At 59.9% G+C, this 12191-nt stretch carries 14 protein-coding genes and 1 pseudogene; 7 read left to right on the top strand and 8 right to left on the bottom strand.

Annotated elements, in window-relative coordinates; translation table 11 throughout:
• The first annotated feature begins 576 nt into the window (after positions 1 to 576).
• The 4 genes and pseudogenes from OVA00_RS32430 to OVA00_RS32415 form a co-directional block, all read left to right on the top strand.
• Positions 577 to 855 carry a GYD domain-containing protein gene (locus OVA00_RS32430; protein ID WP_268090440.1) on the top strand — a complete coding sequence of 93 codons (279 nt, stop codon included), beginning with the start codon at positions 577 to 579 and terminating at the stop codon, positions 853 to 855.
• 138 nt (positions 856 to 993) lie between these two features.
• On the top strand, positions 994 to 1671 hold the full coding sequence (locus tag OVA00_RS32425; protein WP_060607736.1) for a glutathione S-transferase family protein: 678 nt from the start codon (positions 994 to 996) through the stop codon (positions 1669 to 1671).
• A gap of 107 nt (positions 1672 to 1778) precedes the next feature.
• On the top strand, positions 1779 to 2177 hold the full coding sequence (locus OVA00_RS32420) for a hypothetical protein (protein WP_268091175.1): 399 nt from the start codon (positions 1779 to 1781) through the stop codon (positions 2175 to 2177).
• Positions 2140 to 3000: pseudogene (locus OVA00_RS32415) on the top strand (IS30 family transposase); the annotation flags it as partial. The gene OVA00_RS32420 and the pseudogene OVA00_RS32415, both read left to right, overlap by 38 nt.
• A gap of 260 nt (positions 3001 to 3260) precedes the next feature.
• Here OVA00_RS32415 and OVA00_RS32410 read toward each other — a convergent pair.
• From OVA00_RS32410 to OVA00_RS32375, 8 genes are all read right to left on the bottom strand, one after another.
• Positions 3261 to 3605, bottom strand: coding sequence for a RidA family protein (locus tag OVA00_RS32410; protein ID WP_268090439.1), 345 nt, complete (start codon positions 3603 to 3605; stop codon positions 3261 to 3263).
• A 24-nt stretch (positions 3606 to 3629) separates the two neighbouring features.
• The gene (locus OVA00_RS32405; RefSeq protein ID WP_268091129.1) at positions 3630 to 5108 is read right to left on the bottom strand and encodes an FAD/NAD(P)-dependent oxidoreductase; all 1479 of its coding nucleotides are present in this window, start codon (positions 5106 to 5108) and stop codon (positions 3630 to 3632) included.
• A gap of 2 nt (positions 5109 to 5110) precedes the next feature.
• Complete coding sequence (locus tag OVA00_RS32400; RefSeq protein WP_255381627.1) at positions 5111 to 5410, bottom strand: (2Fe-2S)-binding protein; 300 nt, start codon at positions 5408 to 5410, stop codon at positions 5111 to 5113.
• Complete coding sequence (locus OVA00_RS32395; RefSeq protein WP_255381628.1) at positions 5394 to 6515, bottom strand: NAD(P)/FAD-dependent oxidoreductase; 1122 nt, start codon at positions 6513 to 6515, stop codon at positions 5394 to 5396. Before OVA00_RS32395 ends, OVA00_RS32400 begins: the two co-directional genes overlap by 17 nt.
• 65 nt (positions 6516 to 6580) lie before the next feature.
• Entirely contained in the window at positions 6581 to 7408 is an 828-nt protein-coding gene (locus tag OVA00_RS32390) for a lysine/arginine/ornithine ABC transporter substrate-binding protein (protein ID WP_255381629.1), read from the bottom strand.
• Between the two features lie 35 nt (positions 7409 to 7443).
• Positions 7444 to 8223 (bottom strand): ABC transporter ATP-binding protein, encoded by a 780-nt coding sequence (locus tag OVA00_RS32385; RefSeq protein ID WP_255382342.1) that lies wholly within the window; start codon positions 8221 to 8223, stop codon positions 7444 to 7446.
• Positions 8223 to 8942, bottom strand: coding sequence for an ABC transporter permease (locus tag OVA00_RS32380; protein WP_268090438.1), 720 nt, complete (start codon positions 8940 to 8942; stop codon positions 8223 to 8225). The genes OVA00_RS32385 and OVA00_RS32380 overlap by 1 nt, the downstream gene beginning before the upstream one ends.
• The gene (locus tag OVA00_RS32375; protein ID WP_268091128.1) at positions 8939 to 9634 is read right to left on the bottom strand and encodes an ABC transporter permease; all 696 of its coding nucleotides are present in this window, start codon (positions 9632 to 9634) and stop codon (positions 8939 to 8941) included. The genes OVA00_RS32380 and OVA00_RS32375 overlap by 4 nt, the downstream gene beginning before the upstream one ends.
• Before the next feature lie 159 nt (positions 9635 to 9793).
• Here OVA00_RS32375 and OVA00_RS32370 point away from each other — a divergent pair, with 159 nt between their 5' ends.
• The 3 genes from OVA00_RS32370 to OVA00_RS32360 all read left to right on the top strand — a co-directional run bounded on the left by OVA00_RS32370 (position 9794) and on the right by OVA00_RS32360 (position 11603).
• Positions 9794 to 10726, top strand: a complete 933-nt coding sequence (locus tag OVA00_RS32370; RefSeq protein WP_255381633.1) for a LysR substrate-binding domain-containing protein — start codon at positions 9794 to 9796, stop codon at positions 10724 to 10726.
• Between the two features lie 239 nt (positions 10727 to 10965).
• Positions 10966 to 11130 carry a hypothetical protein gene (locus tag OVA00_RS32365; protein WP_255381634.1) on the top strand — a complete coding sequence of 55 codons (165 nt, stop codon included), beginning with the start codon at positions 10966 to 10968 and terminating at the stop codon, positions 11128 to 11130.
• Positions 11124 to 11603 (top strand): hypothetical protein, encoded by a 480-nt coding sequence (locus OVA00_RS32360; protein ID WP_268090437.1) that lies wholly within the window; start codon positions 11124 to 11126, stop codon positions 11601 to 11603. The genes OVA00_RS32365 and OVA00_RS32360 overlap by 7 nt, the downstream gene beginning before the upstream one ends.
• Positions 11604 to 12191 lie beyond the last annotated feature (588 nt).

Genomic DNA, 12191 nt, shown 5'->3' with positions numbered 1-12191 from the left:
AATTAGTTTATGCTTAATTACAAACTCAGCAGCGAACATTTGCGCAACCATCGGCGCGCGACCTGCCTAAGCGCAAGCAGCCGTGGCCGCTCTACGCCAAACCTCCCTAAGATCTCGCCGAAGCGCACGGCAGACCGAACTTCCGCTGAAATGACTATTGGCGTGCAATGGCCGTGACCAGTCCAATTGATAAAGGGCGCGCGTAACAACGTAGCCAGCGACCATCCGTGCTAGCTCGGATTGACTACAGGCCATCCCGCTCGATCTGCTGTAGATTAGTGCGTACTGAAATTCAGGACGAGCTTAGTATGCTGAGGATCTTGGTCATGCTGACCGTGGTTCTCTCGACGTGCGCAATCGCCCGTGCAGAAACGGCAAGCCGGCCACGGAGGCCGGTCACCATGAAGGCGAAGAGGTGGGCGGCGACCAATCCAGCGGTCTGCAGTCCGACGTTCGTCTAACGCCAATAGAGTTAATGACCGTTCGGCAGGTCATTCGATCTGCCCATATTGCGGAGGATATCCTATGCCACTGTTCGTAACCACAGGGTGCTATACTGCTACGTCAGCGAAGGGAATGATTGACAATCCATCAGACCGAGAAGAAGCGGCACGAGGCATCATGGAAGCCGCGGGCGGGAAACTGCGTTCTTTCTACCTCACGACCGGCGAAACCGACTGGATGGCGATCACGGAATTCGAGGATGGCGCTGACCTGATCCCCGCACTTCTCGTCGTCAGCGCATCGGGAGCCGTATCGGATGTCAAAACTGTGCGAGCCTACACCGGCGCGGAATTCAAGGCTGCGCAACAGAAGGCGCACAAAATCTCATCTTCGTACAAGCCCCCGGCCTAAGTCGATGGTTGAGACATGTCTGGCGGCGGATCGAACCTCAACTGCCAGGCACGAAGCGTTGCGCACAATCGGGCCGAGCTCGAGCGCGCGGCTAGTTCACCGCCGCATGCCCCGCGCGCTGGAGATATGGAGCGTAGGATGTACGTTCTTTATGGCGGCGATTTCACTCGCGCACCGCTCGTCCAATGGGTGCTTGAAGAAGGTGAGATAGAGTATGAGCTCAGAAAAATAGACATCCTCAAAGGCGAGCACCGTTCCGCAGAGTTCCTCGCCATAAACCCCGCCGGCTTGGTTCCGGTGCTGATCACTCCTGACGGCGACGCACTCTATGAAGTAGCCGCTCTCATGCTCTACCTCGCGGATCGGCACCAGCTCACAGAACTGGCCCCTTCATTCACCGACCCCGACAGGGGGCTGTTTCTCTCGACGGTTTTCCATATCGCCGGGGACGTGCAATCTGAGATGAAGCGATACCATTTTCCGAACCGTTTCTCATTGAGATGCGAGGATAACGTGGGGATGCAAGAGCTGGCAAAGTCGCTCGTTCTCGACCGCTTGAATGTCATGAACACTAGGCTGGCAAAAAGAGGACCTTACGTCTTAGGGACCCGCTTCTCTCTCGCAGATTTTTATCTAAGCTTTTGGGTCGCCTACCTCGACCGAGAAGCGGTGTGCCTGCGGTTTCCCTCTATTGCCAAGCTTCACGGTTTGGTGAGCGCGCGTCCGAGGGCGGCCCGCTATCTCGAAGACACCGAGATGATGGCGAAGGCTTATGCGGAGATGATGATACAGCACCCCAGTGGAGTGATCACATAACCCCACGCCTCTGCGATCGAGACCGTTGACCCGTCGCTCTGTTAACCGTTGCGGCTTTTTGTGTTGCAACTTCAATTTGATCAATGTTCTGTGAATATAAACAGAGCGTGGAAGTGTCAACCTTGCCGAGTTTTCCGTTCGGCCTCATTCGCATATGGGCATTCTGCCTGGCCCTTTCGCTTGTGGGTAATCCAGCGCTCGCTGACACAAAGAAATTTAGTCCCTTCTCATTCGAGGAGAGCGACCCCAGCGTCATCACTCTCGCGGGCGATATCGACCTCTATTCCGCCTTGAATTTCAGGCGGGCGCTGCATGCTTCTCAGAAAGCCAGATTGCTGGTGCTCGACAGCATCAGCGGCGCTGTCCAGATGGCACTGCTGATTGCTGACGACGTGCATGAGAGGCGCCTCTCCACCTTTATCCCGAAAGGGAAAGGTTGCTATTCGGCCTGCACCTTTATTTTTATGGCGGGTGACCTTCCGCGATCGCGAGCTGCCCGACTATAGCTTCCCGACCGTTGCTGACGATATCCGCAAAGAGCGGCGGCAGCGTTTGAGGAAGCTTGTGCGGCACCCACAATTGCGCGAACTGGTGATCGAGCAGCTGAAGGCGCTTTGGTCCCCGCAACAGATCGCCGGTCGTCTGCTCGCCGATGGCGTGAGCGCCGTGCGGGTCTGTACCGAGACGATCTATCGCTTCATCTACGGCAAGGACGATCAGGCGCTGGAGCTCTATCAGCATCTGTCGGAAGGCCGCCGCAAACGCCGCCCCCGCGGCTCGAGGAAGCCGCGCGACGGCACTTTTCCCGCTGACTGCAGGATATCGCAACGTCCTGATTTCATTGGTGATCGTTCGCAGTTTGGGCATTGGGAAGGCGACTTGTTGATCTTCCAACGTGATTTGGGCAACGCCAACCTAACCTCACTGATCGAGCGCAAGAGCCGCTACACCGTCATGATCAAGAACCAGAGCCGCCACTCGCGGCCGATCATGGACAACATCATCGAAACGTTCTCTCCCTTGCCAGCCTTTGCCCGGCAGAGTTTCACCTTTGATCGCGGCACGGAGTTTGCCGGCTTCAGGGCTTTGGAAGATGGCATCGGCGCGCGGAGCTGGTTTTGTGCCCCCAGTGCACCGTGGCAGAAAGGTGCCGTGGAAAACATCAACAAGCGCATCCGTCGATACATGCCAGGCGATACCGACCTTGCAGGCGTGTCGCAACGCAAGCTCATCCAGCTTGCTCGCCATCTCAACGACCAGCCGAGAAAGTGCCTCGACTACAGAACACCCGCCGAAGTGTTCCGGGCACATTTGCAAGAGGGAGGCTGAACCCCTACCCTGAAAACCGGCGGGTTGCACTTCAGTTAGGATCTCCCTTTATTAACTATTTTCTTTGCTCCTCCAGAGAACTGTCGCCATGGGTTGCCTGCGACGGTGTTTCCGGATCAACGATACTGGTCATTGTTTATCCCTAGGTAACATGGGCGCTGCAGATTCCCACAACTCGAGGCTCTCCTGGTTCAATCCGGGCCGCCGGCTTCAATTGCAAGTGAAGCCGGCAACGCAAAACAGAACGACTGTTGGCGTGCTCACTTGAACGCCGAGACGACCACCTCGATCATCGTGTCGCCGCCAAGATCGCCAACGCCCACAGTTGCCCGGGTCGGCAGGTCTTCGGGGCCAATCCAGGCTTTCCAAACGGCATCCATCTCCGGCTTCTTCCCAAGATCGGTCACGAAGATCGTAGCGGTCAGCAACTTCGTCTTGTCGGTACGGGCTTCCACCAGATAGCCGTCGATCTTCGCCAGGATTTCGCGTGTCTGACCGGCCATGTCGAGGCTTTCGTCGTCGCAGGTCGTGCCGCCGACATAGACGATGCCGTTGTGTTCCACGACGCGATGCATGATGGGCGTGCGGATGTGACGTTCTACCATTTGGATTTCCTTCGTTTCGAGGGGTTAGCTAAGATCGGTGTGGTCGCCGGTAACGGCCTGGACGGCATCCGGCGTGAGGGGGAGCGAGGCGAACTCGCGCAGGGGGATCGGCTTTATCGGCGTTCGAAGTCGGTAGGTGCCGACTTCGGCTGGGCTTCGCTGCTGTGCATCAGCCAGGATCTCCGTGATGGTCGCCGAGCACATGCGACCCTGACACGGCCCCATGCCACAGCGCAGCATCGTCTTGAGCTGATTGGGGCCAACCACGTTGTGTGCGGCGGCATCGCGTACGGCTCCGACCGTCACCTCTTCGCAGCGGCATACGATCGTCTCCCGATCGGTCGGCGCGCAAAACGACGGGGCGGGCTGATAGAGCGTGTCGATGAATGTGCGCCCGCGGGACAAGGCCCTGCGCCGTCCTTCATGTTTCGCCAAGAGCGGTTCGATTTCCCATTCTTTGCCTGGAAAGATATCTAGAGTGGCGGCCAGCGCCGCTATCTGCCCGCCGACTTCGGCGACAAGCGCGCCGCCAATGCCGCCGCCGTCACCAGCAATAAAGATCGCGGAAAGCGAGGATCGACCTTGCGCGTCCAGTTGCGGATGAAAGCACCTCTGCCGGTCATTCCACGCGAACTCACATCCGGTCGCGTTTGCCAGGTTGTTGTTCGGGACGACGCCCTGATGCAGGAAGATGCTGTCGACGGCGACTTCTTCGATCCGGCCCTTGGTCTGGAAGCGGATCGCCGTTGCGCGATCCTCTCCGATAATTTCGATCGTCCCGACACCGGTAAAAACCGATACGGAGCGACCGACCCTTGCCAACAGCGACAGACCCTTCCACAGATAGGGCGAAATCAGAAACGATGGCAGAAAAGGCAGGGCCTCCATCCAGTTCGATCGCGGCGTGGTGTCGAGCACTGCTACGATGTTCCCGCCTGCCTGTAGCAATTGGTCGGCAAACAGATAGAGCAGCGGGCCACTGCCCGCCAGGACAACGCGGCCATCGGGTACCAGTCCTGAAGATTTGAGCGCGATCTGGGCTGCGCCGATGGTCATCACGCCGGGAAGCGTCCAACCCCGTATGGGCATCGGCCGCTCCATCGCGCCGGTCGCGAAGATGACCCGCCGCGCATGAACGATGCTGCTGCTGCCGCCGGCGGAGACGCGCAGTTCGACAGATGCCCTCGCATCGGCTTCCTTTTGCTCGACGCTCCAGACAAGCGCCTGGGGTACGTAGGTGGCATCGCACTGCAGAAACGGCTGCAGGACTCCCCTTCCCTTCCAGTAGTCACTGCCGAGGAAGTCACGTTTCCCGGGTGAGTTCCTTTCGATAGCCCGGTAGATCTGGCCACCGGGGCCAGGGTTTTCGTCGAAGAGGATCGTCCGTGCGCCGAGGGACGCGGCTTGCGCGGCGGCTGCCATTCCTGCCGGTCCTGCACCGACGATCGCAAGATCGTATTCGCGGTCGAGGCGATGAAGGTCGTTGATTTTCCGGAGCGCCATCGTCAGCACCCTTCGTCCAGAGAGCGGGCACCGCTTTGCGATGAGATCGCCATCCCGTCACGCACGATTGTCATGCAAGCCTGGCGGTTTTGGGTGCCGTCGATGGTGACCAGGCATTCGAAGCAGACGCCCATCAGGCAATAGGGTGCGCGCTGGGCGTTGCCGACGACGCTCCTGCGCAGCGTGCTGATGCCCTGGCCGAGAAGCGCTGCGGCCACCGTCTGCTCGGCGGCAACGCGCATGGGGAGACCGTCGAACGTGATGGTCACGGTCTCCTCCGCTCTATCAATTCTGCGAAACATGAAACCTCCGGCCGGGGAAATTGTCGCCGGCAAGTTCGGTCTGTTGTGTGGCGATCTCGCCGGCAACTTCGAGTGCATGGACTGCGGCGAGCGTCACGCCGGAATGGCACATCGCGACATAGGCGCCGGGATAGGCGGCCGACTGTTCGTAGATGGGCAATCCATCGGGTGTCTTGACGCGGAACCCAGCCCAGGAGCGAAGGACGTTGACACCGCTGAGACAGGGAAACGTCCGGATGGCCCGCTCGGCCAGAACCGCGCTGATGTCCTGGTTGGTGGCGATCGAGTCCGTGCCGGTTTCCTGGCTGTCGCCGATCATCACGCCGCCTTCGTCGGCTTGTCTGAGCGTGGCCGAAGTATAGGGGAAAAACGGCCGGCACTTTTCCGTAACGAGGATCTGCCCTTTGCTGCGCACGGCGGGGGCGTGAATCCCGACCATGGCGGCAAGCCGGCTATTGCCGACACCCGCCGTCAGGACGATGCGTCTAGCGAAAACCTCGCCCCAGGATCCCTTCAACCGAAATCCGCCGGATCCGGGCTGGATCTCGTCGACCTCGCAATGGGGTTCGTAGCGCGCTCCGAGATTTACCATTCCTGTATGGAGTGCTCGCAGCAGGCGCAGCGAATTCACGTCACCGTCCATCGGAGAATAGATGGCGCCTGCTACATCCCGACCAATAGACGGCACCATCTTCGCCGTCTCTGCACGGTCGAGCAAGGCATGTTCCGGGGCGTCATCGCCAAGTTCGCGCGCCACCGTCAGGACCTCTTCATGCGTCCGTTCCAGTTCGGCTTCGCTCAGCGCAAAGGTGAAGCCGCCTCGTTGCTTCAGGGCGACATCCACGCCCGACGTTTCGCGCAATGCGGCGGCGAATTCCGGCCAAAGTCGGGCCGAACGCATCGACCAGCGCGCATAATGGGGCGCGCCAAGACCCTTGCCCTGAATCCAGATCAGCGCAAAGTTGGCGCGAGAGGCACGCATCGACAGATCCTCGCCGTCAAGCAGCAGCGGCCGCTCCCCCGTGCGCGCCAGGCCCCAGGCAAGGGCGGCCCCGACGAGGCCGGCTCCAATGATGACGATGTCCTGATCTGGCAGTCTGCGCATGCTGTTTGGTCCGTATCTCGGCAGTGAAGGCCCATCCGAAACTCGGGCGGGCCAGTTCTCGCGGGTTACTCCTGGGGGCTCACGTCCACCTTGAACCACTTCTCGGAAAGCTTCTTCACCGTGCCGTCGGCGACCGCGGCCTTAATGACGTCGTCGAAGCGGGCCTTCAATGCTGTGTCCTCCTTGCGCAGGCCGACGCCGATCATGCCGAACACCCTGCCCGAGAAGAGCGGACCGGTGAGTTTGGCACCCTTCATGTCGTCCTTCTCGAGCGCTGCTGCGAGAACGGTCGCATTGGCCACGACTGCGTCGAGGCGGGCGCTCGCGAGATCGAAATTGTGCTCTTCGGTGGTCTTGTATTCGCGTACGTCGGCGCCACCTTGGAAGTACTGTTCCATGAACGCGGAAGCCGTGGTCGAACCCTGCACGCCGACAGCCTTGCCCTGGATCTTCTTGGCGATCTCTTCCAGCACCGACTTGGCGGCTTCGGAATCGACCGACAGCGGCTTGCCCGTATCCGGCAGGTCGGCAAGGTCGCTTCCCTCCATCGCGGCAAAGGAATTGATTGCCGCCGCGTAGGGTGCGGTGAAGGCCATTACTTCCTCGCGTTTCGGCGTGATGCTCATGGCCGCCATGATCGCGTCGTACTTGCCGGCGGTGAGAGACGGGATGATGCCGTCCCAATTCTGTGCGACGATCTCGCACTTTGCTTTCATGCGCCCGCACAGTTCGTTCGCGAGGTCGATTTCGAAGCCTTCCAGCACGTTGTTGGGTCCGGAAAAGTTCCACGGCGCATAGGCGCCTTCGGTGGCGATGCGGATCACGTCCTCCGCTTGCGCGACATGGGCCGTTGCCAGCAGGCCGACGGCAGACAAGACAATCTTCAGTTTCATGCGTTCTCCTCTCTTCGTTTTTTTGGAAGTTCGTTTCAGGCGTTCTGCTTGGAAATGAACTGGCGAAAGCGCTCGCTCTTCGGGTTCGAGAAGACCTGTTCCGGGCGACCGTCCTCTTCGATCAGCCCCTTGTGCAGGAACAGAACGCGGTTCGAGACGTCGCGGGCAAAGCCCATCTCATGGGTAACGACGAGCATGGTGCGGCCCTCGGCTGCGAGATCGCGCATGACCTTCAGCACTTCGGCGACCAGTTCCGGATCGAGCGCCGAAGTCGGTTCATCGAACAGCATGATCTTCGGCCGCATGGCGAGCGCCCGGGCAATGGCCGCGCGTTGCTGCTGGCCGCCGGATAGGTGGGCCGGGTAGAAGTTGCGCTTGTCGGCGATGCCAACGCGCTCGAGCAGGGCTTCGGCCTCGGCGACACATTCGGCGCGGTTGCGCCTTTGCACATGAACCGGCGCCTCGATGAGGTTTTCCAGGATCGTCAGATGAGACCAGAGATTGAAGGACTGGAACACCATCGTCGCCTGCGACCGGAGGCGCAGCAGTTGCTTCTTATCGGCGACGCGCGGAGCGAAACCGTCGCGCTGCGTAAGCCTGTAGCTCTCTCCGTGAATGGAGATTTCGCCCGCATCCGGCACTTCCAGCATGTTGATGCAGCGAAGCAAGGTGGACTTGCCGGAGCCCGAGGCGCCAAGGATCGAGACGACTTCGCCTTGGTTGGCACTGAGTGAGATGGAATGCAGTACCTTGTAGGCACCATAGCTCTTCTCGAGCCCGGTGATCTTCACGGCCGGAGCGAGGGGCGCGTTCATCATGCATTTTCTCCTGCGGCACGTCGGTAGAGGGGTTGGCGCTGCGCGGCCGAAAGCCGGTATTCGAACAGCTTGAACAGCCGGCTGACGATGAAATTGAGCAACAGATAGATCGCGCCGGCGGCGATGAAGATCTCCACGGGCCGGTAGGTCGCCGAGATGAGTTTTGCCGCCAGCCCCGTGACTTCCATCATGGTGATGGTCGAAGCGAGCGCCGTCGACTTCACCATCAGGATCACTTCGTTGGAGTAGGCAGGCAGCATCTGCCGCAATGCCTGTGGAGCAATGATGCGGCGGATGAGCGTGAAGCCGCCCATGCCATAGGCCCGTGCGGCTTCGATCTGCCCTGCCGGGACTGAAAGCACGCCGCCGCGGATGATCTCAGCGCTGTAGGCTGCGGTATTGAGTGCGAGCGCCAGCGCAGCGCACCAATATGCTTCCCGCAGGAACGGCCAAAGGAATGTCTGGCGCAGCTCGGGAAACTGGCTGAGGCCGTAGTAGATCAAGTAGAGCTGCACCAGGAGTGGCGTGCCGCGAAAGATGAAGATGTAGGCGCGCGCCAGAAGATCGAGTGGCGGCCAGCTCGACAGCCTCATCGCCGCGAGAACAGTCGCGAGAACGGCGCCGGAGGCGACGGACAGTGCCATGAGTTGCAGCGTCAGCGGGATGCCGCCGCAAAGCTGCACGAAGGCCTCGTACATGAAGGGAAGGTCGATCATAGCGCCTGCCTGATGCCGCGCATGGCGCGCTTCTCTGCAATCCGGAACAGAACGCCCGAGACGAAGCTGATCAGCAGGTAAAGAACAGCCGCCGTCAGGAAGAAGGTGAAGGGTTTGCGGGTCGAGCCCGCGCCGATCTGGGCCTGTCGCATCAGCTCGATCAGTCCCACCACCGAGATGAGCGCGGATTCCTTCAGCACCAGTTGCCAGACATTGCCGACGCCCGGGATTGCGAACCGCGTCGCCTGGGGCAGAATGATGCGCCGAAACAGTAGCTGGTTCGGCATGCCGTAGGCCTTTGCCGCTTCAATCTCGCCCTTGGGGAGAGCGAGCACTGCGCCGCGGTAGACCTCGGCCTGATAGGCGCCTGATACCACCCCGATCGCCAGTGCGCCGGTGAGGAAGACCGGTGCGCTGATGAAGCCCTCGGAACCGAACAGGGCGCCGAGCTGGCTCAGAACCGCACTGCTGCCGAAATAGAAGAGATAGATGACGAGCAGGTCGGGAATACCGCGCAGGATCGTGGTGTAGCCGTCGGCAAGGATCCGCAAGGCGCGCAGCGACGAGAAAGATGCCGCCGCGCTAAGGCTGCCGAAGACCGCCCCGGCGGCAAAGCCGCTGGGGGCAACGCAAAGTGTAACGCCTGTCGCCCTGAGCATATCCATGCCCCAGGCTCCTTCGGCGAACCCCATCAGATCGATATACGCGCTCAAAGCACCCACCAGTTTGTTCCCTTGGTGCAGCGCCAGTTCAGTCAGACGCCACCTTGTTGCCAGTGGGTTTGACAGCTTGCTTCAATACCGTCAAATTCGTAATCAAGCCGCGAGCATAACCAAATATTATGGTGATCCATGAATCTGCGTCAGGTGGAAGCGTTCCGTACCGTTATGTTGACGGGAAAAATGACGGCGGCTGCAGAGCTGATGTCCATCACCCAGCCAGCCGTGAGCCGGCTGATCCGCGACTTCGAAATCGACACGAAATTGAAGCTGTTCGACCGCAGGGGGAACCAACTGACGCCCACCCGCGAGGCGTTGACCTTGCTTCGGGAGGTAGAGCGCGCCTATGTCGGCCTGTCGCGCATCAAGGCGTTTGCTGAGGAGATCGGTCGGCAGAATGCGGGCATGCTCCGCATCGCCGCCATGCCCGCCTTGGCGAACGGGATTATGCCGCGGTTTCTGGCGCGGTTCCTGCGGGACCGGCCGAATGTCCATGCGTCGTTGAACGGCATCCCGTCGTCACTGGTTATCGAAGCCGTCGCTTCTGGCCAGGTCGATCTCGGCTTCGCCGACGGCCCGCTCGACAGACCGGGATTCCGGATAGAGACCCGACCGATACCCGCGGTGGTCGCGGTACCGACCGGACACCGACTCGCTGAAACGCAGAACATCATGCCCGCCGATCTCGCCGACGAGCGCATGATCACGCTGGAGCCGGGCACCTTGTTTGCCATGCGGGTGGAGGTAGCTTTGGCAGGGGTTCCGCGGTCATCGACATTGGAAACGCGCCTCTCCCACACCGCCCTGACGCTGGTCTCCGAGGGAGCCGGCATCGCGATCATCGATCCGTCGTCCGCGACCGAATTCCGAGGTCGGGGTGTCGTCGTCAGGCCATTCGGCATCTTCGTCGACGCCGGTTTCCTGGCGATACGGCTCGACCACGGCGCGGAGAATGCACTTGCGGAACGGTTTGTGCGGGAATTCTGGAGCTATCACGAGGCCCTCCTGAATGGGGAGGAGAGCGCTCTGGGCGGTTCATCACTCGGGCCAACATCCGTGGCATGAAGGATTCAGACCCCTCTATAGACCAAGCGGTCACATCGTTGATGCGCCCAATCCACGGCGGCGCCTCTAACCCTAAATCGCGCTCCCCGAATTATCTGAATACCCTTAAAAACTGCGGATTTGTGCGTGTGATAGGCTGTGCAATTTTTACGCGAGGCGTTGTCGCATGGAAACACTGCGACCTTCGGTGAAGATGGAGGAACGCCGTCTATGAACGAGATACAGCGAAGCGAGGCAAAATGAGCGTGCATTTGAGCCGGTACCGCATTTACAAGGAACTGACCATCGTTGTCGATCAAGAAGATATCGTAGCACTCAAGGCCAACAACTATGCAATGTGCTTTGCCAAGAAGGTCTCTTCGGTCGGAGATTCCGGCAGCTATAATGTCGTGTGGCAGTGCTGACCAATTATGCCCACAGTACCTCCTTCTCGTGGACGTCGCAATTTGCCCTGTTCGGTACGAACCTCTTCCTCGAGGGAAGAACGGTCGTTGCTGCGACCAACCAGGAGACGCTCGAGCTTGGTCAGACGTGCGAGCTCGATGAAAACTGTATTTTGCACCCACGGGTGTCCCGCGGTCCGTTTGACGGAGTTACGATGGCCAATGAATTCGGCTTGATCCATCCGGGGCTCAGCCAAGTCTCTGTCCTGAATGGCGTCGAGACCATGACGCCGGTTTACGTAGCCCCCTCCCCGGTGCGCCCGGGTTCGGTCACGTTCAACTCCATCGAATCCGTGATCGTGTGGTTCGAGCAGGACATCTCCACATCGACAATGTTCAGCTCGGCCCGCTCCATGTCCATCGAGATCGACTTTCGCTGGACAAATTCCGACACGCGGCTCTACAAAGGTGGTGAGTGGTCGGCCCTGTCCTGACCGCCCAGTTCTGAGCGGCGGCTGATTGGATTATCAGCTCGTGCCCCTCCCAAACTATCGATCGAGTCGACCACCGCCTTCACGCCTTCCCAAACTCCGATCCCGTCGAAATTAGAGTCTCTGCAGGGGCTGTGCCCGCGAGGCTCTTGCTGTCAGGCGACATGTAAAACTGGTCCGTTGGAGGTGCGGACGAATTCTTGGACTGCTTATGCTGCAATTCCGATGATGCCGGACGGCTATTCCAATCTGAAGCCGGACAGGTATGGAGTGCACCGCATATTCGTCGCATCATTCTGCGGTCACCCGTTCTGCCGCGCCAAGGTGTCACAGGCCACTACAGTGACATTCGAAGTGTGGTCGCATGCAGCATCCCTTGGCCGACGTTCGAATGTTCGTGTTCAAGCGAACGCCCTCCGAGATTCTCGTCGCGGTCTGGACTTCCCCGCGTCGCACCTTGACGGCTCGGATATCGCGCGGATTTATGCCCCAGTACGCCGACGCCTCGCCTCCAGCTTGCAGTTAAGTTGATACTGGGCGGAGCGGGAAGCACACTCGCTCAGCCGCACGCGGGATATCTGACACGGTCGG

The organism is Ensifer sp. SL37, from assembly GCF_026672675.1.
Lineage (GTDB): Bacteria > Pseudomonadota > Alphaproteobacteria > Rhizobiales > Rhizobiaceae > Ensifer > Ensifer adhaerens.
This window is presented reverse-complemented; position numbering and strand designations above follow the sequence as displayed.